This window comes from Psychrosphaera haliotis (assembly GCF_009728465.1).
GTDB classification, from domain to species: domain Bacteria; phylum Pseudomonadota; class Gammaproteobacteria; order Enterobacterales; family Alteromonadaceae; genus Psychrosphaera; species Psychrosphaera haliotis.
Window position 1 is genome coordinate 441,492 of record NZ_WOCD01000001.1, and the last position, 25,582, is coordinate 467,073.

The window sequence follows — 25,582 nt, forward strand, 5'->3', positions numbered from 1 at the left end:
CACTAACCTTTGAGGTTTTTTATTTTTGTATGTTGGTAATAACTTTACCAACCATTTTAGTGTATGAAGTCTTACCTTCTAATTTGCTATTTTTTTGCTTGATTAATCACATTTAAAACTTGCTCTTTTAGAGCTATTTCAGAATAGGTGTCGATTAATTTTTGTTGAGCTTTCTTGACCATGTTATAGCGATGATTAGGGTTTCCACTTAATAAATCCAAAGCATCAAACCAACCATTTTTGTCGCGGGCTAATATGCCACAATTATCTTCACAACAATCGTCATAAACAGTATTAAAGCTTGCAATAACGGCAATCCCAACTGAACTATATTCAACCCACTTTGTATTCGCTTTAACTTGATTAAACTCAGTATCTTGTAATGGACAGAGACCAATATCCCACTTTCTTTTGGCAAACTCTTTCAGAAACTCCCGATAGTTCCGCACGGGTGGAACCAAAATAACCCTGTCCCCAAACTCCTCTAATTCCACAGGTTTAGGTATAGATCCAAACAACTCAAAATTAACCTCAGTGTTCAATCTCATAAACTTTACTAATGGCTCTATGACTAACTCAAAGTCATGAGCATGATCAAACCCCATATAACCTATCGTTTTTATTGGTCGCTCTTCCGCTTCCACCATAACTTGACCTGAGCAATATATATCACCAGCGTATATCGGACTGTCTGCTTCTAACTCTTTTAATCTTTGTTTGAGTTTCGCAGTCGAGCAGTAAATTAAATCAGAATGATCAAGTAAATATCTAACGGACCCAAGCCTCATTGGAGTACTATGAGATTTGTGCTTATTTAAGCCGAGTTCCTTAGGTATATTTAATAAATCATCATCAATATGATAAATGACAGGAGTATTATTGACCTTAGCCCAGTGTCTAATATACGGGCTGTGGGGTCCGCTATAACGACACAAAATAATAACCGTTGGTAAGTAACTTGACAGTTGATAGTGTAACCAGTCCTCAACAACATTTGCAGTATGCATTTCGCCAAACTCTGCAACCATGTCCTGCTCAGTGATTGTCATGTAGTCTATTTCACCTTTGTCACTCATAGACTTCAAGGGTTTAATAAAACTAAGTTGTAAGGTAGGAATCAGCCCATTAGAAATAAAAAGTATCTTTTCTTTTAACTCAGACTTAAATGTAATTTGTTTTGCTTGATTAATTACTTCAAAGACTTGAGCTCTTAGGTTCTCCAAGGAGTACTCGCTTTCAATCTTGTGTTGAGCATTTTTTACAAGTTCAAAACGATTCCTCGGAGATTCAATAAGTTTTTCGAACGCTTCTATCCAATCCGCGGTTGATTCCGCTAGCAAGCCACAATCTCCATCTATTACTTCATCGTAAACTGTCCCTTTGTTTGCAACTACTGCTGCTCCCACGCTTGTATATTCAACCCATTTGGTGTTAGCTTTCATTAAATTAAATGGTATTGGCACTAATGGACAAATACCAATATCCCATTTATATTTTGAAAACTCTTGTAAAAATTCATTATAATTGCTGATTGGTTCGGCTCTTGATATTTGCTCACCAAACTTTTCTAGTCGCTCGGGTACGGGAATAGAACCAAATAACTCGAATTGAACGTTAGTATATTTAGCTAGAATATGTTCAATTGCAGGGATAACCATCGTTAAATTATGGGCATGATCTGCACTTGCCATGTAGCCTATCTTTATCACGTCTCTATTCTCTGCGCGCTCTAATATTTGCCCTGAACAATAAATTTTTCCAACGTAAATTTTGTTGTTTACTTTCAGCTCTTCTAGTCGGTTTCTCAACTTTTCTGTAGAACAGTAAACCAAATCGACATTATTTAATAAGTACTGAACAGACTCCAAACGATAAGGAGAATTATGAATTTTATGCTTTTCCTTACCTATATTTTCTGGAATAGTTAATAAATCATCGTCTATGTGATAAATAGTTGGAATTGATCTTTGCTTAGCCCAGACCCTCATATACTCCGAGTGATGTCCGCTATATCGGCAAAAAACAATTAGAGTTGGCTTAAATTCATTCAGCTGTTTTTCCAAATCCGCTCTAACGGTTATTGCAGACATTTGATTCTTATATTTAGCTTTTAAATAACGTTCACTGATAAATTCAAATGTCACCTTGCCTTCATCTACTTGGTTAGCCAATGGTTTAATAAAGCTCAGTTGCAATGTAGGAACAAAGTCATTTGAAACAAACATTATTCTTTCAGGTGTATTGTTACTTATCTCATTTTCATAGTCGCCAGCCTCACAACATGAAAGCATATGATTCGTGTACCTTTTATAAACATCTTCTGGGTCCGTTGGCATTCCAATTTTGTTTAAGAAGGTGTCTTGAATGGCTAAATATTTGGCTGGGTTTTTAACCGCATCTTCAGAGAAACTTAACCCAGTCATCAATACTTCTTACCTCAGTCAAACCCGCAAAATTATCAGCATCCATTACCGCTTCACTATCTCTCCAAACTGCGACGGGGATTTTGGCTAACAGCATATCAATTATTACTGACGACGGCGCTGAAACTCCGTATGCAAAGCGAGACATACCAACTTTATAAGTCGGTGAATTCACTAATGTTACATTGCTAGGCAGCTTCACTTTATTTTTTAATACATATTGCCCACCAGGATGTGGCCTTAAAACAACTTTTTGTTCAGAAATTCGATTACAGAAGCCTTCAAACATATCCATAAAGTCTGCTTTTAAATCTCCAGACGATGAAAGCCTAACGGAGTGCAAGTTTTCACATATTAAACCAATGTCTTTAGGAATCTCATTGTCAATTTCTGTCGCCGTATTTTGTAACGCCAATGTAGGTCCTGTAACGATGAGCTTGTCTTTCTGAGAGTCAAGCATAGATTTCATCTTTTCTTCCGGAAACCAACCACAGACTGTATCCGCAGCAAATTCAACGTTTGTTCCGTGCGCTATATCATGTTGCTTACTTTGTAAAAAGCCAACACATTCAAAACCATGTTGTAACGTAGTAGTAGTAAAACTTGATGGAGCTATTTTTAGAATATTGTGAGTTGGTGAATGTGCGCCCAAGTTCGATTCACTCGCTGCATAAATCACTCCCCCTTTTCTGTTTAATACTCTTAGTGCATCGGAGTCATCTTTAACAGGGTAAATAATAGAATTGTTTTTGGAAGCTATTTCCTCAATCTCTTTGAGCCAGCTTCCACCTTTATCTCTTGCTGAAAACTGCCTAGTCACAAGTATTTCAGTATAAAGCTTATGGCTATTAGCCATAAAAATAAGGGGCCTTAGAATATTAATATCCTGTAAAAGGTTTATAATAAATATTGCATAATTATTGTTCATGATCACTCTAATTTGTTTGGCTTAACTTAACCACCAGCCTGATTTTGACTGTTCAGAAAAAACTAACTCTGAATTTGGAAATACGGCTTCTAAAATTGAAAATATAGACTTTACAATAACAGGGTAATCCGATGTGTCAGAAAAGATACTAGAACCAAAGTTAATAAACTCTATAGGGCAGTTTAACTCTTCAATAAGAGCTAAGTTCACCTTAAAATATAGACTTTTATTAATAGATAGCCTCTGACTTATATAGCCTTGAACCCTTTTACCCAATAGTTTCGTCACTTCCTCTTTGACATAAAAAACTAACTTATTATTAATAACCTCTACAATCACATCAAATTGATTGTTACTTTTTGTGAACGGTGTCTTTACAGATAATCCATTTAACTTTTTCGTCAATTGGTTAACGCTATTTGAGCTTTCTTTGCCATTTATAACACAAAGCACAAACTTTCCTTGTTGTGTATGCTTTTGCTCCACATTCTGAAATTGACTTATAAAATCAGATAGTTTTTGTGCTTCAATCATTGGGTTGGCAAGTGTATCCAAAAGCTTATCTAGCTTTGTTAATGTTTTACTAGAAAGTAACAGTTTCCCAGAGCGTAAATTATTTAACAAATCATTAGGGCTTCGATAAACAAACTCTCCTAATGCCTGATATAGATCATCACCAACCGATAAAACTTGAGTCCCGGCAGTAAGTGCAGTTATTGCACGATTCATCGATTTTACAATGCTAAAATTTTGAAAATTAACCGGTAGAAAAGACACTAAACTTTCTTCTAGCAGTATACTTTCTTTTCGCTCGGTCCATTCATCCAAATAAAAATTGATCGGTAATGACTTTAATAGTTCTAGGTTCTCAGTAGTCATCGCTCTCTTGTTTGTTAAAATAGACAGTTCCACTTTGAATTCAGAGTTAACGATTGGCTCTAGGTAATGTGAGAATGCTACTAAGTCTTGTAGCCCTACTTTAAAGTTTGGGTTATCCCCCATTCCAAACCAAGCAATCTTTATACACATTGTGTTTTGAGCTGCAGCGAGTTTTCTTTCAAGAGTTTCAGCTAGAGCATCATGTTCAAAACATAAATATGGATCATTTAAAACATGTACCTTTTTATCTGGATAAAAATGATGAATTACGTTCTGCATTTTTATCGTTGAGCATAGAACAAAATTACAATTTTCAACCAACTGGTTGAACCAACTCCTTAATCTTACGAACCTTGGGTCATTTACCTGGCTGAAGTAATCATCAAAAATGTCAGTAGCAATAACTTTACCTTTAGCTCTTAGGTGTTTGGCTAATATTATTGCTCTTGCATCATAACATTTACTAAAAATATAAAGATCTCCTTCATAGTTTTCTTGTAATGATACTGTATCAATATCTACCATTTCGAGCCGAGCCCCTAAAGATTGTAATGACTCTTGAATTCGCCTATAACGAATTCTTGTACCTGCTTGATTTAAATACTCTAATGAGGGCACGACTATATAAAGGTTCATAGTTTGCCCTCTGTTAGTGAAATTACTTTATTTCCTTTTTCAAGTTTAATCACGTTAGTTAACTCTTCACTCACTGAATGGATATCTAAAGATACATTTGACTGATACTTTCCTACTCTAATTCGAGTTAAAACGAAATTATATGTTGAGTCAGGGGCCTGTTTCACAGAAGCACTCACAAAGGAGAGTAGGTCACCAGAATAAAATAAATCACGATTTTCAACTAATGTATCTCTCCTTACAAAATAAAATCGAGGGTCTATGAACTCAACAGCGACAGATTCGCCAACAGCTAATAAAGAGTTTTCTTTTACGGCCCCTACGGACATAGCTTTTGATGCTTCTTCTTGTATGCAACAATAACCCATAGAATCTACCTTAACAGTTGAGCCTAGGTCAGTACGTACCTCTTCTAAAATAACACCACCAATAGTTCTAACATTTGGTTTTTCTAGTTGCTCAAGCATTTTAGCGAGTGTTGTTGGCTCATAAACCTCAATAAACTCATCGATAAAAAGAACATCATTAGAAAACTCTAGGGACTCAATATTAGAGAACTCTCGTAAACATATAAATGTTGATTTTGGAAATTCATGAGACAACGAATCTATTGAAAAATAGGTGTTCGGCATAACAATTATTATTTGCTCAAGATGGATCTTTAACTGCCGATTTAACATTGTTATTGTTTGACGCACTCTGGAAACATCACCACTAGAGGCATTTATTACAACTGATATTCCTATAGAGGCCTTTTCTTCTAAGTTTCTGTCTCCTAGCTCACCAATTAGCAAACGTGCTTCATCTTCTTTTGAGTCGATAAAGTTGACGACTGAAGAGAAGTTAGTTGAATCTAAGAATGAGTTAAATACCCTAAGTTTGTTATCCAAAATATTGTAATTAATAATTTTATTCAAAGAGCTCTGAGTTGGGTTACAAAGGCTGTTAATAGTCGGAAATTGTGAAGCTGAGATCATGTCCTCACCTTGAGATTTACTTTCATTTTGACTACTGCTTGCTACTGTACTCAATAAAACATTTCGATTAAAAACTAGCTTTAACCACTGGTGCCAATCTGCTCTCAACATTACCTCGTGGCCTATAGAGAGCTCATCGTCCACTAAAATAGTTCCACTATTACTACTCAATAGTTCTTTTAGAAGCCTCAATGAGTAGTGGCTGATTGACTTAAAATATGAGTTTGACTTGCAGAATACCTTGGACTCTGAAAAATGCATACCCCCACGGTATAGCGATGGAAATGGTACAACCAAATTTTCAATATTTTGTTCATCTCTATTTTTAATTAAAATAAAGATAGGCAATAAGTTATTGATTAAATTTATTGAGAATATTTTCGGGTAGATACCTAGTTTAAAGGTTGCTAGCTCTGTTACGTTTTCTCCCGTGTACTGATAAAACTCAATATAAACTTCATTTAATTCATCATTCGCCAAACCTTCACTGGAAAATTTGATAGTATTCGAACCTGCACACCAAATATCTTTAAAAGCTATATATCTTCGAGATGACGCTACGCTGTACTCAGCACTTTCCCAAAACCCTTCACTTTGACAAGCTAATCTCTCATCTGCTGAAAGGCACTGTTGAGTAACCAACTTTAGCAAAGTGTTTCCAGGATCAGTCTTTGTCTGGATATCAGGCTTACAAAAGTTGCTCGTGAAGGTAGCAAGCTCCTTTATTGCATCTCCTCGTTTTTTGTTGCACTTTGCTTGAGCTAGCTTATGCTCTTTATCAACACTCTTCCTATATAGATAATCCACTTCTGGGTCTTTTGTTATCTTAAAAGCGGGCTCTTCAAACGAGAATGTATTGGTACCATTTGAACTACTTTTAAATTCCGAAGCTTCTATCTTTCTTCCTTCACTCTTACCTGTAAGAATATAATGACAAAGTGGATTTAGCTTCGCTTTCGCTACATCTTGATATCGTATTAAGTACCTTTGACTTGAAAATCCAGGACCTGGGTCTCTAAACTCAAACCCGCCATGTTTTACATAATGTTCTGCAGCAGACATGTCTACTGTTTTTACATCTGGGTATTGTTTTTCATACCAAGTAGCATTAAATAGAGCAGAGCCTTTGACCAACTCAATTTGTTTATCAAAGTTATCCGTTCTACTTTTAGGTACATCTAGGTTCTTTATAAAATGAATCAGAGGAATTTGATTTTTGCTGATGTTATTTTTTCTATGATAACCGTTGCCTTTAAAGCCTTTAAAGCCTTTAAAGGGCAGTCTATTTTCCTTCCAACCAAACTCCAAATAGTGCCTCAGTGGATCTAAGCCTTCAGCTTTAACATCAGGGTATTCAGCTAGGTACCAGTTCGAATCAAATAAATTTGAACGTTCTACTACTTGTTTAAAGTCTTTATATTTCGACTCGAATTCTTCTTTTTGTCCGCATACAATATAATGATAAAGTGGATTAATTCCGCTTTTGTAGACATCTGGCCTGTGACTGTTATATTTTTTTATCGAGAAGTCTGGGTTAGGGTCTCTATTTTCCCTTGCTCCTGTTTCGATAAAGTGAGTTAGTGGGTCACACCCTTGCTCTTGTACGTCTGGGTTCTTAGTCAAATACCAGTTGGCTGCAAACAAGCCGCTTTCTGCAATCACACCGTAAACTTCTAACAGCCTATTTAGATTTCTTTGTTTGGCCTTTTTACCCACTAAGACTCTCAGCAAGGAAAATGTTTTTTTGAAAATCGACTTATATAGCTTCCACTCAATACTATTTTTTAAAGTTTGATTACTCATTGATAAATAATTGTTTACATGCTTAAATTTTTCTAGCTGCTTAGCTTCATCTTCAAACTTATCAATTAATATAGAAACTTCCGACTTTAATAACCCGTTCGCTTTCTTTACTTTTTTTATTTCTGTCGTAAACCGAGCGTTTTCTTTACTTAGAAGGCAATTGTTTTTTTGAAACTGTTTATTTAACTTCAATACTCCATCGAGTTCTTTATCTAAAACCCTATTTCTTTGTTTCTGTTCGTTAAAATGGGCTTTAAAAGTTTCAAGCTGTTCGATAAGAATAGACTCAATTTTATTTTTCTCACTCATTTCCTTATTGAGTATATTCATAGACTCTGACAAAACAGTTATCTGCTTTTCTTTAGACTCTATATTTTCTTGCATCCGAGCCTTCATTTCTTTGATATCAAGATCTCTTAATTTGATCTTACGCTTCATCAAGTCTTTATTGACTTGTATCTCACTCAAAGATGCTCTTAATTCATTTGATAAAGGGTCAACATAACTCACCACTAAATCAAATTGATTTTTTATTTCATCCAATTTCTTAAAATCACTTTCAACTTCACCATACTCTGCCCAAGAAGATAAAATTTTAAATGTCTTTAAAGCAACTGATTCAACAAATGTTTCTGGGATATGAGCTTCAATTTTATGATGTCGGTAGGAGGGGTTTAAAAAGCTATCTATTTCCGATTCAATATTGCTATCTAAAGGTAATAATTCAAACTTTTTGGATAACTTGTCGTAAACATTGCGCCAATCTGTTAATAGTGAGTCATAGTTAACAAAGCTTCTTTTTAGCCCTCTTGAAGCTTGCTCCGAATCCAAAACATAACGCAACCACAAGAACAATCCATCTGTTGGAGTTATTTTATTTCTGTTAAATAAAGACTCTGAAACTTCAAAAGGGCTCCTAATTGGCAAAAGCACGTTTACCTGATAGTTATCGTTTTCCAACACATCTCGCCAAAAAGGAAACAAAATACACATTCTTGGATCTTTAACGGCAAAGTAACTTTTGTCTTCTTTTTCTGCTGCTATTAAATTTATCGCAGAACTTCTAAGCTTTGAATCTTCCTTTAGAATCTTGCAATCATTCTCTAAATCCCCCCAAGAAAACCAAAACCTTCCTTTAGAGCTAAGCATTTGATTATTAAATTCATAAAGGGCTTTTGACTCCCAATGACCTGTCTTATTATTAGCTGAGGCTCCTAATAAATTATTTGACAAAGGTATACCTAATAAATTGATAAACCTAGTGAAGGCGGATGTACCGGAACGATGCATACCAAGTACAGTTAGAATATTTTTGTTCGCTATGTCACTCATAAAAAGCCAGTACCGATTTTAATTAAAGGGGAAATTACATATTACTAATTATGGCTTTAACATTATCTGACCAATGCTCTCGCTCAGTCCTGTTCAGTTTATCAACCTTTGAATCTTTTAAGACACTATAACTAGGTCGTTTTGCAGGCGTCGGAAATTGTTCCGAAAATATAGGGGTAATTGAAATCCTTTTAGACAACTTATTCGATTCAAGTGCAAAGTCTTGAATTAATTTTGCAAAATCGTACCAGCTACATATGCCTTTATCCGTATAGTGGAAAACACCAGGTATATCTTCACTCGAGAGTTGTAAGCAAAACTTAGCTAGACCTGCCGCTGAAGTCGGCGAACCTATTTGGTCATCTACAACAGATAATTGATCTCGCTCACCCATTAAACGCAGCATTGTTTTTACAAAGTTATTACCATGAGATGAATAAACCCAAGAGGTTCTAATAATCGCGCTGTTATCCAGTAATACCTCTTTAATAGCGATCTCCCCTTCCATCTTACTTTTGCCATAAACACTTTGAGGGTTGTATTCATCATCAGGTAAATAAGGAGAGCCCTTGTCACCACCAAATACATAGTCGGTTGAAACATGGGTAAGGTGGATGTGCTTAGATTGGCAGTACTCGGCTAGGTTTCTAACCGCATCTCGGTTAATTAAATAGGCTTGCTCTGGCTCTGACTCCGCTTTATCTACTGCTGTGTAAGCTGAGGCATTGATAATACTTTTAACACTCAAGCTACTAAGCACTTCTTTGATACTCTCTGGAGAAGTGATGTCTATATCGTTGCGACCAAAAAACACCAGCTTTTGCTGGGTATCAAGTTGTTGTAATTCCCATGCCAGCTGACCTGACTTACCAATGACTACTATTACGTCGTTTTCCATTTGATTCTTCCGAGCGAGTGTTATTTTAACTTTAACTAAAACTTGAAAAGCGCTGATAAACAGCGCTTCTAATAAGAGATTAATTTTGTGCCTAACTACCTAAGCGCTCTCTTTGATAAGAGCCGTCTTGCACGTTTTTGCACCATTCTTGATTATCTAAATACCATTGAACGGTTTTCTTAATACCACTTTCAAAAGTCTCTTCTGGGTGCCAGCCTAATTCTTTGTTTATTTTACCGGCGTCAATTGCATAACGTACATCATGCCCTGGTCTGTCTTTTACAAAGGTTATTAGCTCTTTAAAATCACCAATACTGTTTGGTTTATCCGACACTAGGTCATTTAAAATTTCACATATGGTATTTACTACTTCAATATTCTGCTTCTCGTTAAAGCCGCCAATATTGTATGTTTCGCCTAGCTTACCCTCTGAAACCACTTTGTATAGCGCACGCGCATGGTCTTCTACAAATAACCAGTCTCGTACTTGTTTACCATCGCCATAAATAGGTAAGCTCTTGCCTTCAAGTGCATTTAAAATAACAAGAGGTATAAGCTTCTCTGGGAAGTGAAATGGGCCATAATTATTTGAACAGTTTGTCACTACAACTGGCAGTCCAAATGTACGATACCAAGCACGAACCAAGTGGTCTGAGGCGGCTTTACTTGCTGAATACGGTGAACTTGGCTCATAAGGCGTTTCTTCCGTAAACAGGCCTGTTTCACCTAAGTCGCCATATACTTCATCTGTTGAGATGTGGTGGAATCTGAAAGTTGATTTTTTATCTTCTCCCAGGCCTTGATAATACTCTTTTGCACATTCAAGCAACGCATAAGTGCCTACTATATTGGTTTCGATAAACTCACCAGGTCCATCTATTGAACGGTCTACGTGACTTTCTGCAGCCAAGTGCATGATGTAATCTGGTTGGTAGCGTTCGAGTGTTTCTGTTACCGCACCAAAGTCACAGATATCACCTTTAACAAAGTGATACCGGGATGAGTCTTCAACGCTCTTTAAGGATTCTAAATTACCGGCATAAGTTAGCTTGTCATAATTAATTACCGTATTGTCGGTTTCATTAATTAAAAACCGTACAAGTGCTGATCCTATAAAACCTGCACCACCTGTTACTAAAATTACTTTACTCATTTTTTCTCTCTAAAATTTTGGTGCATCTTCAAAGCTTAAGCCAACTTCGTCTTTTGCAGATAACAATGCTGCTTTCCCTTCTACTAGAGGCCACTCAATACCAACACTTGGGTCGTCCCATTTTAAAGAAACTTCTGCATTTGGGTTGTACAAGTCAGTACACTTATACACAAACTCCGCAGATTCAGTGGTTACATAAAAACCGTGTGCAAAGCCTTCTGGAACCCAAAGTTGCTTTTTATTTTCTGCTGATAGCAATACGCCTACCCATTTTCCAAACGTTGCAGAGTCTTTGCGCATATCAACTGCCACATCAAATACTTCACCCTGAGTTACACGAACAAGTTTGCCTTGTGTATTTTCAGTTTGATAATGTAAGCCTCTTAAAATACCTTGCGCTGATTTACTATGGTTATCTTGAACAAACACTCTTTCACCGCGTTCGTCTTGACCACAGTGTTCATTGAATAAAGCAACACGGAATGTTTCCATAAAAAAGCCGCGTTCGTCACCAAATACAGTTGGCTCTATAATTTTTACGTCTGGAATCGCTGTTTCTATAAACTTCATTTTAAAATACTTTATGTTCTAATAGTGATAATAAATACTTTCCGTAGCCACTTTTAACTAACGGCTTTGCAATTTCCCGAATTTTATCTGCGTCGATATAGCCTTGACGATAAGCAACTTCTTCTGGGCAACACACTTTAAGGCCCTGCCTTTTCTCAATGGTTTCGATGAACTCTGCAGCTTGCAGTAATGAATCATGCGTACCTGTATCTAACCAAGCCGTGCCACGCCCCATAATTTCAACATTTAGTTCACCAAGGTCTAAATAACGCTCAATCACGTCGGTGATTTCTAATTCGCCGCGAGCTGAAGGATTCACATCTTTAGCAAACTGAACCACTCGATTATCAAAGAAGTATAAACCAGGTACAGCATAATTGGACTTAGGCAGCGTTGGTTTTTCTTCAATTGAAATCGCTTTGCCATCTTGGTCAAATTCAACCACACCATAGGCAGTTGGGTTAGCAACATGATATCCAAAAACAGTTCCACCAGTCTCCATATCACGGGCATTTTTCAATGATTTAGGCAAGTCATGGCCATAAAATAAGTTATCGCCCAATACCAAAGCGGCGCCTTCGCCATCTAAAAAGTCTTCTGCCAATATAAAGGCTTGTGCTAGACCATCAGGGCTTGGTTGTGCAACATACTCAAACTTTATGCCCCAGTCGCTGCCATCACCTAATAGTTCCTGGAACCGAGGAAGCTCATTATCCGTGGAAATTATTAAAATTTCTGTTATTCCAGCCATCATTAATGTGGAAATTGGATAAAAGATCATAGGTTTGTCGTAAACAGGCATGAGCTGTTTACTAACCACTTTGGTTAAAGGGTAAAGTCGTGTGCCGCTTCCACCGGCTAATATAATACCTTTTTTCATTTTAAGTCCTTATGATAATTCTAAGATGGTGGCAACAACAATTCTGACGATACCGAATAACAAAAATGCAATGACGCCAAATAGTATAATGTTATACCAAACCGTTGGATAAGCCGCGCTTTGTGGCAATGGCGGGTTTTGCACGGTAACCAAATATTTAACTTGTTGGTACGCTTCTACTCTAGATTTCTCCATTGAAACCAAAGAAGACGCAAATGATTGCATGGCTAACTCTACATTAACCTTTAGCTCTTGAAATTTCCCTAACAACTGACTAACTGATATATTTTTGCCTGTTACCGCTGATAAACGTTGCCTTTCAGATTCCAGTTGTTTTGTTAATGCTGTTAATTGATTTTTTGCAGTTTTTACTTCACTTGACTCATTACTCATATATTGGGACAAGGCAATAAGCTCAGCTTGTTTGTTAACTATTTGGCTCTCTAATCCATAAGTAATGTTTTGCATTGCCGCACCTTCCGCTTCTGGATTTAGCAGTTCATGCTTTTCTTGAAACTCCAATAACTCGGTTCGAGCTTTAGCAAATTTTGTTTCAACTCTTTCATGTTCTGAGTTTATAAACTCTAATTGGTTCTGCGCTAAGCGTTGGCTAATAGTATTGATATACCATTCTGTGCGCTCAACGATTAGTAAGTTTAACTTTTGTGCGAATACAGGCTCAAAGCCTTGAACCGAAATATCAATAATTTGAGAAGCAGGATCTAACAAAACAGTCACATGCTCTTTATAAAAAGCATAAAAGTCTTCCTGTTCTGCGTCACTGGCTAGGCGACTAAATATATCAATATTTCTACTTGTATAATGGCCATATACGTCCAGTTCTGCATTGAGGTACTTTAACAAATCGGTAGAGTAAATATAGGCGTGCACTAATGAACTGTCATTACCGCCACTGGACATACCCAAACTACCTAATAGTGCCATTTCTGGCAGTGGAGCTGCAATAGTTGAAGGTTGTTTAACAATGATCCTAGAAATACTTTCGTAACGCTCTGAGGCAATAAAAAGTTGATAAAAAGCAAACAAAAACCAAGGGATCAAAACAAATGCTACCGCCGGTTTCCTTTTTAAAAATTTATAAATTGGTGTAATTTTTTTCTCTGCGGTAACCAGTTTTTCTTGAGCTTTTTCTTTGATAGAACGCATTTGTAGTACGCCTGGGTTTTAGTTTTAACCGCTGCCCTTACCCGCTCATACGCCTCTTTTAACTTCTTATTTTCAGGTTCTAAATTTTTTGCACGCTGAAGCAATCTAAAAGACAAAAAGAGGTTTTCACTCTCTAGCTCCGCGCTTTTTGACATCAAAAATTTAATTGATGACCACTCTGCTTCGCTGTGATCTTTTTGCAAAGCTTGATATTCTTGTTCTAATTTTTCAATATCTGTTTTCACGCTTAAAGTCCTTCGTAGGCTTTTATGCCTTCTTCTAAGTCAGAATAAAAAGTTAGCTCGCCGTCATCTATGACTACGGCGCTATCACAAAAGTGACGAATCTCTTCCAATTCATGGGAAACCATAATTACGTTGGCTGTTTTACTTTTTTGTGGAGAGCTTCTTTGGCTTTTTTCCTGAACTTTGGATCTGCAACAGATGTTGCTTCATCAATTAGGTAAATATCAAAATCTATCATTATACATAATGAGAATGATAACTTGGAACGCATACCACTTGAATAGGAACGCACCGGTAAATAAAACTTTTGGCCTAAACCCGAAAATGCTTTCACTTTTTTTTCGTATAACGCTAAGTCTTTTACGCCATTGACTCGCCCTATAAAGCGAGTATTTTCAGCGCCCGTCATCATTGGATGAACGCCCGTCCTCAAAGCAACAGGCCATGATATGGACATATCTGTTAATACCTTTCCAGTATTAGGGTACTCACTTCCTGCTAATAGTCTGAACAGTGTAGATTTACCCGCACCATTAACACCTAAAATTGCAATATTATGCTCAGCAGGAAACTCAAAGTTAATGTCTTTAAAAATATATTGATTGCCTAAGTCTGAACGATAAAACTTAGTTAGGTTGTTAAGTTTAATCATCGGCTAATCGCTTTTTTCCAGAAATTAAAATAAAGCGCTAACGCAAAAAACAATGTAACAATGACACACATATGCAAATAAGTTGCACTAATCGGATCCGCTAATGGGAACTTGTCATTTACCGCATGTCGGCTTAATTCAATTGCGTGAAGTATTGGGTTCCATGATAAATAAGGCCAACTTTCTACTGGCATATCGTTTAGAGAGAAAAATGTTCCAGATACAAAAATAATAGGCCTATTGAGCATACTTTCTACTTTTGAAAGCTCAATAATAAAGAATTTACCAATGCCAAAAATTAACCCTAAGGCATAACTTAGTACCTGTAATTCAACCATGAATAATATAAGACTAAGCGGGTCGTGAATTGATGTTTCATCGCCCATTAAAATAGCAATATAGCTCAGGGTTAACATTATTATTACAAAGGTAACAAATTCTAATAACGCAGCGGATAAGACACTAGCAAAAGGCTGTACTTGCCTGAACGCATATAGTGGCTTGTCTTTCTTCATGCTACTTGAAACGCCACTCCAACCTTGAATGAATTGAAGCACGGTAACAAAACCAAGTAACATAAATACAAATGGTGGCAGACCATGAACATCCCCGCCGTCTATTCTTCCTCTTAACGTACCAAGAACAACTATAAATAACACCGGCTGTGCAACTAACCAAGCTACACCAAATTTATCACTAAATTTACTTTGTAGCTGTCGTAACAGTAATGCAAATATTACATTTGACCATACGGTTAGAAGGCCGCGCTTTTGAACTTTTGCCATTTTGTTTACTAATTTGAGGTAACTGCATTAGCAGTAACCGCTAGTTGGAACATGATCTGGGTAATGTCTTTTACTGCTTGCATTACTTTAGTTTCAACTTTTGGCATAATGATTATTTTATCACCAGCGACTAAATCAGCACGTTCATCTGACTCTAGGATTTCAGTAAGCCCGTTTGCATGTACGATTACAAAATTACTGGTATCGGCTCTGTTACTGAAACCACCAGCCCAAGCAATGTAATCTTCAATTTGAGCATTTTCATTGTATACCACAGCTTGCGGTATCATTACCTCGCCACCAATTTGAATGAGGTCAGATTTATTTGGTATTACAATTGTATCGCCTTGCTCCAAAGCGATATTTGCAACATTGCCGTTGTCTGAAACAATAACTTTACCGAGAGGTTCAATAGTTCGAGCTCGTTCGATGAAGTCAGTGATCAACTTTGCTTCCGAAGACTTTATGCTTGCTTCGCCCGTTGATGACGACGGCGAAAAGAAGACTGTGCGCTCCAGACGTTCAAGAGATTGATCTAATATTTCTTTTTGTTGCTCGGCAACACTTTTTCTTAAAATGTAAATAGAGTTATTATCAGCTAACCTTTCATCGATAGGCACATAGCTTAGAAGGTCATGAAGCTTTGTGGCCGCACCAACTGTATAAAAGATGGTCCTAAATAACTGCCTTGTATTTCAATATCATATACTTGCGCTCGAAGATCATTTTTAACTTGCAGCTTGTCGCCACTTTGTAGTTTGTAATCCATAGCGCTTTCTAATGTTAAATATACAGAAAAAGGTCCACTTTTTCTTGTACCCTGAACCAGTACGTGGCTAGCATTGGATAAGGGTGTTGCCAATTTCATAACATCAGCACCACTAATTAAATTTTCTTCTAATTCAAACCTAAATGGTTTTTTTACGGCGCCCACTACATCAATCGTTGGACCTTGGTCACTCACAAGTATGGTGTCGTTATTTTTGAAAGTGAATAGCGGCAAAGTACCTGACTGTATAAAAGAGTAAAGATCGATATCTTTCACGATTTCGCCGTCTCGTATTACGCTAACTTTACGGTAGCTACCGCGCTCTGAGTCTATACCACCTGCTCTTTTTAAATAATAAAGAATAGTGTCTGATGCCATGCCAGCATATTGGCCAGGACGAACTACGGAGCCTGCAATAAATACAGTAATAGGCGTTGCAGAAAGTAAGTTTACATATACTTCAACGTTATTTTTATAAGTACTTTTTACTTTTGCATTAACCACTTGGCTAACATTTCCGGCAGGTACGTTTGATAATTTTATTGGGCCAATATTTGGTAAAAATACATTACCTTGGTTATCCACTGTTAATACTTGATTCATATTAACCGCGCCCCAAAGCCAAATTGATACTTTGTCACCGCTACCGATCAAATAGTTTTTGTTAACGCCTTCTACACGTTCACTTTCATAACCGCCAGCAAATAGGTTTGCGCCATATGGTGGTGGTGAATCTAATTCTATAGATGGCAGTAAATCTCTGATATCCGCTTCACCAGGCAATAGCAAACCATCGCGAAGCTTTGCGAAACTTTCGTTTAGTTGTCCCGCTTGTTGCTTATTTTGTTGCTGGTTATTGGTATTTTTCTGTTGTCCAAATATGTCTTTTTGTTTTGTTTGAGCTTGTGCTTGATTAAGCAGAGTCGTGGTATCAACAGCACTCTGGGCAGAAAAGGCAATTACGCTAATAAATAATAAAAACGATACAACTCTCATCTATAACCCCTTATTAAAACCAGTTGCATTAGTGATTCGATTTACTTTAAACCAACTTTCCGACTCGCTTTTACAAAAAACGGGGTTTGTATCATCATCTAATTTTCTAAAAATAAAACATTTATGGCCTAAAGCTGAGCGATACATTGACTTTAACTCAACTTCACCAATAGCTAGCTCTACCACACTATTTAGTTTAATGGTTTGCAACGTATCTTGATCTCCAGCGGTAACAACACTACTTACTAGCTCCGACTTTTGGACAAGATCTATATTGGCTGAAACGTTAGGCTGGTTATTAGCACAACCTGCCAAGATGATCGCACCGAACAATAAAGCGAAGGATTTTAGTTTAGAACTTATCATTATTTTGATTTAATCTTTTTAATTAGTGTATTAGTAAAAACCATATATGAAGTGAATAAAATTAAGAATCCAGTAAACATATAAACAGGTGCTAATGAATTAATAGCCAATCCACAGCCTATGATTAGTGCAGATAAAATGGGTATTATTACTTTCGCTGACTTTGTTGATTTTCCACTTCTGACCAACAGATGGTGAATATGTTCATGATCGGCTTTAAAAGGAGATGCATTTCTAAATATCCTTCTAATTATGATTGCGACCATATCCATAAGTGGTAAACCTATTATGTAGAGAGCCATTATTGGTGAAAATGCCACGCTACTTTCCTGTCCCTGAGAGCCTTCAATAAGTAGCCAAATCATTAGCAAGCCAATCAACATTGAGCCTGCATCGCCCATAAATGTTTTATACTGGAACCTGGCAATAGGGAAGATATTAAACGCTAAGAAAGATAAAAGAATTAGTACCAAACTAGCACTAACCGTAAAATGAAAATCATTGCCAGCAACATAAAATAGTGATGCTAGCACAGTCAAAGAAACAATAGACACAGTACCTAAAACACTGTCCATGCCATCTATCATATTAAAAATATTCATCGCGGCCATTATTGCTAAAACCGTTAAAATTAAACCTAGCGTTGAAGATATATTTATTACATCAGTCCCCCACAAAACACCTAGATTTAAAATATAACTGTCTGTTCCAAAGACGAATAAGGTTGAAACAAGCAACTGCCCGATTAACCTAGTTATAACACTCAACTCATACATGTCATCCAATACACCAATGAAAATGATAAACATGAAACACATGTAAAACACTTGGTTTTGAGTCGTTGCGGGCTCAAAAAAGCCTTGACTAATTAATACGAATGTAAAAGCAATAAAGACAGATATGCCACCGGTCAAAGGTACATCGCCATAGTGCTGCTTCCGTTGATTAGGGACATCTATTAAATCAAGAGCATTTGCAATTGGTCTTAGTAAAATAATAGAAAGCGCCGTTAACAAAGGCGCGTACAAAAACACCGACATATTTAGTTTTAGATTTCCAATTATATAAACAACGTAATTTTAACTAATTTCCCTTGCTTTTAATAGCTTGCAGGCGAGATTAACTCCAATATTACTTTTTAACCCGTTTGGATTATTCTCTTGCCAATTCCAAGCTGATTCAACCATGTCCGTTAGACCTAAATTAGCCTTCCAACCAAGCTCTTTCTCAGACTTGTTTGTTTGGGCCCAGCACTCTGCTATATCCCCCTGGCGGCGAGCAACAACTTGGTAAGGGATAGATTTACCCGTTACTTTTTCAAACGCTGTAACCATCTCTAATACGCTATAACCTTGGCCTGTTCCTAAATTATGGATATGCAGACCTTTATTAGTCATAATTTTATTTAACGCTTTAAGGTGACCATTGGCTAAATCTACAACGTGTATGTAGTCTCGAATTCCAGTACCGTCATGAGTATCGTAGTCATTGCCAAATACCGATAGTTGGTCTCTTTTTCCAATCGCCACTTGCTGAATGAATGGCATTAAGTTGTTTGGAATACCATTTGGATCTTCACCAATTAATCCACTTTCGTGCGCACCAACTGGGTTGAAGTATCTTAGTATTGAAACAGACCATTCAGGATCAGACGCAACAAGGTCAGTTAAAATATGCTCGACCATCAGTTTAGTCTGACCATAAGGATTTGTTGCTGAAGTTGGAAAAGACTCAGTAATTGGTACCGAAGCTGGGTCGCCATATACGGTTGCTGATGAGCTGAATACAAACTTCTTAATATTTGCCGTTGCTAGCTCTTCTAACAAGGTTACAGTACCTGCAACATTGTTTTGATAATAGGCTAGCGGGATTTCATTAGACTCACCCACTGCCTTTAAGGCCGCAAAATGGATCACGGCCTCAATATCAGGCTGTTCTTTAAATATCTTCTGTAGTGCAGACCTGTCTCTTATGTCACCTTCATAAAAAGTGACAGATTTACCTGTTAATTTTTCTACTCGCGTTAAGCTTTCGATAGATGAATTAGAAAGGTTGTCTAAAACAACAACCGCATGGTTTGACTCTAATAAGTCTAAAATTGTATGAGAGCCAATATAACCAGCACCGCCTGTTATAAATACTTTTGTCATTCTTTTAATCCGAATTCTTAGCGTTAATTAGTCACTACCAAATAAATCTCTGGTGTACACTTTTTCACTGACATCCATTAAATCTGCAACCATTCTATTGGCAACAATCACGTCACTTTCGCTTTTAAACGTTTCAAAGTCTTTTATGACTCTTGAGTTGTAAAAAGTATCTTCTTCAAGCACAGGTTCATAAACAACCACTTCTATGCCTTTGGCCTTAATGCGCTTCATGATGCCTTGTATCGCTGACGCTCTGAAGTTATCAGAGCCTGTTTTCATAATTAATCGATACATGCCCACTTTTTTGGGCTGTTTAGCAATAATGGCATCGGCAATAAAGTCTTTGCGAGTTGTGTTTGCATCTACAATTGCGCGAATAAGATTTTGCGGAACTTCATTGAAGTTGGCTAATAACTGCTTGGTGTCTTTAGGTAAACAATAACCACCGTAGCCAAATGACGGGTTATTGTAATGTCCACCAATTCTTGGATCTAAACTAACACCCTGAATAATCTGTTTAGTATCTAAATTGTTGGTTTCAGCATAGCTGTCTAACTCATTAAAATATGCAACTCTCATAGCCAGATAAGTATTAGAAAACAATTTAATTGCTTCGGCTTCAGTAGAGTTAGTAAGTAAAACCTCAACGTCTTTTTTTATAGCACCCTGCGCTAACAAATTGGCAAAAACTTTTGCTCGTTCTGATTGCTCACCAACGATTATTCGTGAAGGATGTAAGTTGTCATATAAAGCCTTACCTTCTCTTAAAAACTCTGGTGAAAAAATTATATTTTCACACTGAAGGTCTTCTTTAAGGGAGGCTGTATAACCAACAGGAACTGTAGACTTGATGACCATTACAGCCGATGGGTTAATAGCCATAACGTCTTTTATGACGCTTTCTACTGAGCTCGTATTAAAGTAATTGGTTTCAACGTCATAATCCGTTGGTGTAGCTATAACAACAAAATCGGCATCTCTGTAGGCCAAGGCTTTATCTGTTGTTGCACTAAATGACAGGTCTTTATTTTGTAAAAAATCAGATATTTCCGTATCAACAATTGGCGACTGTTTGTTATTTAATAGCGCTACTTTTTCCTCTACTATATCAACGGCAGTCACATCATTGTACTGCGCTAATAACATAGCATTAGACAAGCCTACGTAACCAGTCCCGGCAATTGCAATTTTAAGTCTACTTTCCATACTCACAATACTCTTAAATTTTATAATATGATTTATACCAATCTACAAACGCCTGAACACCTTCAGGAAGATTAGTTTTTGGTTGGTAATCCACAAGTTCAAATAAGTCTTTTGTGTCTGCCCATGTTTTATGAACGTCACCAGGCTGCATTGGCATGAGGTTTTTTTGAGCCTTAATACCGAGCGATGTTTCCAATGAGTCTACAAAATCCAGTAACTTAACCGGATTTCCATTTCCTATATTTGCCACTCGATAGGGTGCCGAGCTTGTTTTAGGCGTTGATTGCGACGCATCCCACTCTGCATTTGGTAATGGTGGTTTATCTGCAATTCTAATTATGCCCTCTACAATGTCGTCAATATAAGTAAAATCTCTGCTTAACTCGCCATTGTTATAAATATCAATTGGCTCACCATTGCAAATTTTCTTGGCGAACTTAAACAGTGCCATGTCTGGTCTGCCCCAAGGGCCATAGACCGTAAAGAAACGCAAACCGGTTGTTGGTAAATTGTATAAATGAGAGTAGCTATGGCTCATTAGTTCATTAGACTTTTTTGTTGCCGCATACAAGGACACAGGATGGTCTACGGCATGATCACAACTAAATGGTAACTGTGTATTGAGCCCGTATACAGAGCTAGATGAGGCATAAACTAAATGTTTGATATTGTAGTTTCTGCAGCCTTCGAGAATGGTTAAATGGCCAGTTAAGTTTGAGTCTGCATACGCAAATGGATTGTCAATGGAGTACCGAACACCCGCCTGTGCGGCTAAATGCACAACAATGTCAAACTTATTAGCCTTGAATAAGGCGTCAACATCTTTTTTGTTCGAAATATCCATTTTCAAGAAGTTAAAGTGAGGTTGTTTAATTAACGTAGCTAGTCTTGCATCTTTTAATGAAACTTCATAATAGTCATTAAGATTGTCAATACCTACAACTTCATGGCCTTGCTCAATGAGTTTTAAGCTTGTATGAAAGCCAATAAACCCAGCAGCACCAGTAACTAAATATTTCATTCAACATCCACTTTGTTTTTATTTTTCTATTATTCACAATAATACCTGCCAACTATTAAAAATAATAGTCACGACGTTTTTTATATACAAAAAAACCAGCCGAAGCTGGTTTTTTTTGTTTAGCCTAATAACTTTCTTAAGACTTTTTGATATTCAAACTATTACATTTCTACGTCTAGAACCAAAACATCTCTATCTTGATTGTAGGTAAATAGCCAAATTTGATTTTGCTCAGGAGAAACTTCTAGTTTCACAGCATCTTCATAAATTGCTTTGTTAATCCGAGCACTATTAACTAACGTTACGGCGCCCTGTTCATCAACGCTATACACACGCACAATGTATTTTTCATCACCAACGGCATCTAGCGCTACAAAGCCCGTATCACCCCAAGTATTTATAGCAATGATGTTTTCACTGTCAATTGCTGTTGTGGCATCAAAGCTTCCTGTTTCAGCGTTAAGCTTTTTAAGTTGAAAGCCAACTTCAGCTTCAACAGTAATTTGATATTGGTTATCACCAAGCGTTTGAGCAAGTATAATATCATTCTGTTGACCAACTAGTTCTAGTTCACCACTGCTAAAGTCAAATACAGTGTTATCAATACGAAACTCTGTATTACTTAATGTCTCTTTTGTACCGTACACTAATGATACATAGCCCATTGGAATGGTATTAATAAGTTCAACCGTTGTCGCCGACGTATACTCATAAAACGCAATTGAATAATAAGAATCTGAGCCTTCTCTGTAATCACGGTTAAAAGTTACTATGTAATCGCTATTTACTGCCCAAGCTTGATAAGGGTATAAACCACTTCTTGAACTTGTAATTAGATGGTTATAAGTAGCTTCTGTTTTGTCTTCATTAAAAGTGAAAGCAGTTACATATCGTTCTACCCCATTTGAATTAAATAATGTGGCTCTTGCCAATACTGCATTTTGATTCAACAAATATGGCGCAGTTAAGTATTGTTCATCATAACCAGGCACTTGCAATAGATGGCTCAGATCATTTTGAACCACTTCGTTGTTTTCCATTGCTACTTCAAGCATTTGACCCGTACTAGTAATTAGCATTAAGCCATCATCTGACGAAGCCACCTCAAAGTTATTTATAGTGTAAGGGATACCTAAGCTTTCTGACTTAACAATTGGGTCATCTGTTGATATCGCGTTTATTACACCCGAACGTAATCCTATGTTATAAAACTGACTACTATTTTCAGACCAAGTTGTTGTCACACTGAAATTTTCAGTTGTAACATCCGACAGTTCAGTTAATTCATTTTGCGTGCCGATTTCAATTAACTTTGTTCGTCCAGTGTCATCGTAGATACGGTATGAAATAGCCGCTTTTGATGCATCTGGACTAACTGACAAAAACATAGATTGAATTAGCGACGCTAACTCGTCTTCGTCATGTGACAACGTTGTTTGTAAACTGAGACGGCCATCTGACAGAACATTGAATAACTCGAGTGACGTATCTTTGCTGATCAACATGCGGTTGTTAGGAAGACTGCTAATTTGGATACTATTTTCTGACAAATTCTCAGTATTAAGGCTATCAATGCTTAATGTTTCAATTTGCCCTGTAGAAGAAGAAACCGCCATGCGACCCATTTTTGCGCCTGAAAAGTTTACGCCATCTGGAGATACGTAGTAAAGCCATTGGTCATCACTAGAAAGAGATAGCGACTTTTCATATCCCATACGGCCAACAGCGTCATCTACTCTCATTGAACTAACCAATGTTAGTGAGTCGTCGCTATTCAACCTATATGAAGCTACAAATGTGTTTGAATAGTCAGTAACTAATGCATAAACAAACTTTTTGTCTGACGATAGTTGAAATATTTCCGTAAAAAACTCTTGTGTGAAAGTACTAACACCCTCAACTAAGTTGGCCATATCGAGCTCTTCTTGAGACTTAGCTAAGGTCCAACTTTGATTTATGTATTCTAACGTTAAATAAACAGCCTTTTTTTCTTGATTTTCTGATGCGTTTTGATGAGTTGCCACTAGGACCTTCGTTTCAGACAACGCTTCAACATGATGGACAACGCTTAAATCAAGGGCTTCAAATTCAGATTTTAAAACATGTTCAATTTCTGATTCTTCATCTCCAACATCATCGTGGTTTATAATAAATAGTCCATCTACAGTTGGTACTACTAACTGCTCACCAACTCGAGTCATACTCTGTGCCGAATCAATCTTTTGCGTGGTTGCTAACTTTATTAAGTTTATCTTGTCGCCAATAAAGGTATCTGCATTGTCGCCTACGCCATCCATGTCGGCATCTACACTTTCAGATGCATCATAAGCAAACACATCTACTGTGTTTAAAACGCCATCACCGTCAATGTCATCATCGTCCGAATTAGCGATGCCGTCACCATCAAGATCACTTACGTCATTACCAGACTCAACGTTTTCAATAACTACAGATACAAGCGTTTTAGCGCTTTCAGCAGCATTAGCAACAATGTCGTCTACAACTTCGCCTGCTTCAATCGCACTTTGAACTTGCTCTGATACTTGCTCTGCTACAATTAGAGCAATACTGGCAACATCGTCCGCAGAAACATCATCACTAACAGTAACATTCGCGGAAATTAACGTTTCGCTCACAATAGTCGCTATTACGGTTACTTCTTGGACTAGCTTCGCGTTACCTTCTGCACTCACATCACCCTTCGCAATAACGTCTTCAATTACTGCTGTGGTCGCATCAAATATAAGTGATGCTTGTGCAACAGCAATGTCATCTGCGTTATCAACATTTGCAAACGCTTGTTTTGCATTTGACGCTAACACATCAACAAACAAGTCGAGGTCTTCTTGCGATATTTCTTCTAATTGATCAGATTGCGATTCAACAAGTTGGTGTGTTGCTTTTACTATCGCAGTAGCTGAGTTTAAAAGTGCAGCCATATTGGCGTCTGCATTTTCACTTGAAGCCACTTCGTCTGACTGCGCTTTAACGCTGGTTGCCACCGATAATAATGCGCTTACTTGTAAAGGAGATAGGGCTTCTGAAGTGCTAGTTGGAAGGACTGATGCTTTTACCATCACTTCTGCTAGTGTTGATAGGGATTTATTTTCATCCTCTATAAAGTCAGAATCTAAATCTTCTGCGCTAACGTTTAATTGCGCTGCAACGGCAGCTATACTTGCGTCAATGTCACCACTTTGTGCCGCATGAAAAGCGACGAGTGTTGTTAACGGTGTTGCGTTTTCTGAACCTGGTAGTGTTTTTAATTCGAAAGCTTGCTCCGCCGTAATCGGCGTACCATCAGGATTACCTTCAGTGATTGTATCCTCATCTATTGCACCAGCTGGAACAATAACAGTGATTTGAACTTCATCAAGGTTTAACCCTAAATCGGTTACGTCAATTTCGCCTGCACCTTTAATGCTTGTTGTTGTGCTTGGCTCATCATCGTCTAACTCACCGTTGCTGTTAATATCAACATAGGCGATAGCCCCTCTGATATAACCATCAATTGCTGTTACTGGTATTTCAACGGATTGTACTGTACCACCGCCATTGCCGCCGTTATCTATTGGAGCTTTTTCATCTGAACCGCCGCCACAGGCCGCGAGAAGAATGGAGCTTAGAAGTAAACTTTGCTTGAATTTAGATATTTGCATCTTGTCAAATCCCTTTGTTATTTTATAATTATTTATTTGATACTAACGGTTTTAGTACAAATTAGAAACATTTAAAAAAACAACAGA

19 protein-coding genes and 1 pseudogene are annotated in these 25,582 nt (G+C 37.2%); all 20 read right to left on the reverse strand.

Translation table 11 applies throughout. The features are described 5' to 3' along the window. Positions 1–86 precede the first annotated feature (86 nt). Positions 87–2,423, reverse strand: a complete 2,337-nt coding sequence (locus GNP35_RS02015; RefSeq protein WP_155694049.1) for a glycosyltransferase family protein — start codon at positions 2,421–2,423, stop codon at positions 87–89. Then, positions 2,401–3,279 (reverse strand): hypothetical protein, encoded by an 879-nt coding sequence (locus GNP35_RS02020; RefSeq protein ID WP_155694051.1) that lies wholly within the window; start codon positions 3,277–3,279, stop codon positions 2,401–2,403. Before GNP35_RS02020 ends, GNP35_RS02015 begins: the two co-directional genes overlap by 23 nt. Positions 3,280–3,372: 93 nt before the next feature. Continuing rightward, a complete protein-coding gene (locus tag GNP35_RS02025) occupies positions 3,373–4,755 on the reverse strand; it encodes a hypothetical protein (RefSeq protein ID WP_155694053.1) in 1,383 nt (460 codons plus the stop codon). Positions 4,756–4,862: 107 nt separating this feature from the next. Beyond that, positions 4,863–8,879 carry a hypothetical protein gene (locus GNP35_RS02030; RefSeq protein WP_155694055.1) on the reverse strand — a complete coding sequence of 1,339 codons (4,017 nt, stop codon included), beginning with the start codon at positions 8,877–8,879 and terminating at the stop codon, positions 4,863–4,865. A gap of 133 nt (positions 8,880–9,012) precedes the next feature. After that, entirely contained in the window at positions 9,013–9,876 is an 864-nt protein-coding gene (rfbD, locus tag GNP35_RS02035; RefSeq protein ID WP_155694057.1) for a dTDP-4-dehydrorhamnose reductase, read from the reverse strand. Positions 9,877–9,967: 91 nt separating this feature from the next. Then, positions 9,968–11,029, reverse strand: coding sequence for a dTDP-glucose 4,6-dehydratase (rfbB, locus tag GNP35_RS02040; protein WP_155694059.1), 1,062 nt, complete (start codon positions 11,027–11,029; stop codon positions 9,968–9,970). 9 nt (positions 11,030–11,038) lie between these two features. Next, the gene (gene rfbC, locus GNP35_RS02045) at positions 11,039–11,599 is read right to left on the reverse strand and encodes a dTDP-4-dehydrorhamnose 3,5-epimerase (RefSeq protein ID WP_155694061.1); all 561 of its coding nucleotides are present in this window, start codon (positions 11,597–11,599) and stop codon (positions 11,039–11,041) included. A gap of 1 nt (position 11,600) precedes the next feature. Then, a complete protein-coding gene (gene rfbA, locus GNP35_RS02050; RefSeq protein ID WP_155694063.1) occupies positions 11,601–12,479 on the reverse strand; it encodes a glucose-1-phosphate thymidylyltransferase RfbA in 879 nt (292 codons plus the stop codon). Between the two features lie 9 nt (positions 12,480–12,488). Further along, positions 12,489–13,646, reverse strand: coding sequence for a lipopolysaccharide biosynthesis protein (locus GNP35_RS02055; protein WP_196492383.1), 1,158 nt, complete (start codon positions 13,644–13,646; stop codon positions 12,489–12,491). Next, entirely contained in the window at positions 13,568–13,891 is a 324-nt protein-coding gene (locus tag GNP35_RS02060; protein ID WP_155694067.1) for a hypothetical protein, read from the reverse strand. Before GNP35_RS02060 ends, GNP35_RS02055 begins: the two co-directional genes overlap by 79 nt. Positions 13,892–13,893: 2 nt before the next feature. Then, positions 13,894–14,543, reverse strand: a pseudogene (locus GNP35_RS02065) (ABC transporter ATP-binding protein). Continuing rightward, positions 14,540–15,328, reverse strand: a complete 789-nt coding sequence (locus tag GNP35_RS02070) for an ABC transporter permease (protein ID WP_155694069.1) — start codon at positions 15,326–15,328, stop codon at positions 14,540–14,542. Before GNP35_RS02070 ends, GNP35_RS02065 begins: the two are co-directional and overlap by 4 nt. An 8-nt stretch (positions 15,329–15,336) precedes the next feature. Continuing rightward, positions 15,337–15,948, reverse strand: a complete 612-nt coding sequence (locus GNP35_RS15400) for a polysaccharide biosynthesis/export family protein (protein WP_230961256.1) — start codon at positions 15,946–15,948, stop codon at positions 15,337–15,339. A gap of 5 nt (positions 15,949–15,953) precedes the next feature. Continuing rightward, positions 15,954–17,093, reverse strand: a complete 1,140-nt coding sequence (locus GNP35_RS15405) for a polysaccharide biosynthesis/export family protein (protein ID WP_230961257.1) — start codon at positions 17,091–17,093, stop codon at positions 15,954–15,956. Then, complete coding sequence (locus tag GNP35_RS02080; protein ID WP_230961258.1) at positions 17,094–17,408, reverse strand: hypothetical protein; 315 nt, start codon at positions 17,406–17,408, stop codon at positions 17,094–17,096. Between the two features lie 50 nt (positions 17,409–17,458). Continuing rightward, positions 17,459–18,499, reverse strand: coding sequence for an undecaprenyl-phosphate alpha-N-acetylglucosaminyl 1-phosphate transferase (locus tag GNP35_RS02085; RefSeq protein WP_155694073.1), 1,041 nt, complete (start codon positions 18,497–18,499; stop codon positions 17,459–17,461). A gap of 39 nt (positions 18,500–18,538) precedes the next feature. After that, positions 18,539–19,609, reverse strand: coding sequence for a UDP-glucose 4-epimerase GalE (gene galE, locus GNP35_RS02090; protein ID WP_155694075.1), 1,071 nt, complete (start codon positions 19,607–19,609; stop codon positions 18,539–18,541). A gap of 27 nt (positions 19,610–19,636) precedes the next feature. Further along, complete coding sequence (locus tag GNP35_RS02095; RefSeq protein ID WP_155694077.1) at positions 19,637–20,815, reverse strand: nucleotide sugar dehydrogenase; 1,179 nt, start codon at positions 20,813–20,815, stop codon at positions 19,637–19,639. Between the two features lie 13 nt (positions 20,816–20,828). Then, positions 20,829–21,836, reverse strand: coding sequence for an NAD-dependent epimerase (locus GNP35_RS02100; protein ID WP_155694079.1), 1,008 nt, complete (start codon positions 21,834–21,836; stop codon positions 20,829–20,831). A gap of 161 nt (positions 21,837–21,997) precedes the next feature. After that, positions 21,998–25,495, reverse strand: coding sequence for a hypothetical protein (locus tag GNP35_RS02105; protein WP_155694081.1), 3,498 nt, complete (start codon positions 25,493–25,495; stop codon positions 21,998–22,000). Positions 25,496–25,582: the final 87 nt, after the last annotated feature.

Coding starts and splice junctions, on each gene's coding strand:
- GNP35_RS02015 (WP_155694049.1), bottom strand. CDS start 2,423: ATGACTGGGTTAAGTTTCTCTGAAGATGCGGTTAAAAACCCAGCCAAA.
- GNP35_RS02020 (WP_155694051.1), bottom strand. CDS start 3,279: ATGGCTAATAGCCATAAGCTTTATACTGAAATACTTGTGACTAGGCAG.
- GNP35_RS02025 (WP_155694053.1), bottom strand. CDS start 4,755: ATGGTAGATATTGATACAGTATCATTACAAGAAAACTATGAAGGAGAT.
- rfbD (WP_155694057.1), bottom strand. CDS start 9,876: ATGGAAAACGACGTAATAGTAGTCATTGGTAAGTCAGGTCAGCTGGCA.
- rfbB (WP_155694059.1), bottom strand. CDS start 11,029: ATGAGTAAAGTAATTTTAGTAACAGGTGGTGCAGGTTTTATAGGATCA.
- rfbC (WP_155694061.1), bottom strand. CDS start 11,599: ATGAAGTTTATAGAAACAGCGATTCCAGACGTAAAAATTATAGAGCCA.
- rfbA (WP_155694063.1), bottom strand. CDS start 12,479: ATGAAAAAAGGTATTATATTAGCCGGTGGAAGCGGCACACGACTTTAC.
- GNP35_RS02055 (WP_196492383.1), bottom strand. CDS start 13,646: ATGCGTTCTATCAAAGAAAAAGCTCAAGAAAAACTGGTTACCGCAGAG.
- GNP35_RS02070 (WP_155694069.1), bottom strand. CDS start 15,328: ATGGCAAAAGTTCAAAAGCGCGGCCTTCTAACCGTATGGTCAAATGTA.
- GNP35_RS15405 (WP_230961257.1), bottom strand. CDS start 17,093: ATGAGAGTTGTATCGTTTTTATTATTTATTAGCGTAATTGCCTTTTCT.
- GNP35_RS02085 (WP_155694073.1), bottom strand. CDS start 18,499: ATGTCGGTGTTTTTGTACGCGCCTTTGTTAACGGCGCTTTCTATTATT.
- galE (WP_155694075.1), bottom strand. CDS start 19,609: ATGACAAAAGTATTTATAACAGGCGGTGCTGGTTATATTGGCTCTCAT.
- GNP35_RS02095 (WP_155694077.1), bottom strand. CDS start 20,815: ATGGAAAGTAGACTTAAAATTGCAATTGCCGGGACTGGTTACGTAGGC.
- GNP35_RS02100 (WP_155694079.1), bottom strand. CDS start 21,836: ATGAAATATTTAGTTACTGGTGCTGCTGGGTTTATTGGCTTTCATACA.
- GNP35_RS02105 (WP_155694081.1), bottom strand. CDS start 25,495: ATGCAAATATCTAAATTCAAGCAAAGTTTACTTCTAAGCTCCATTCTT.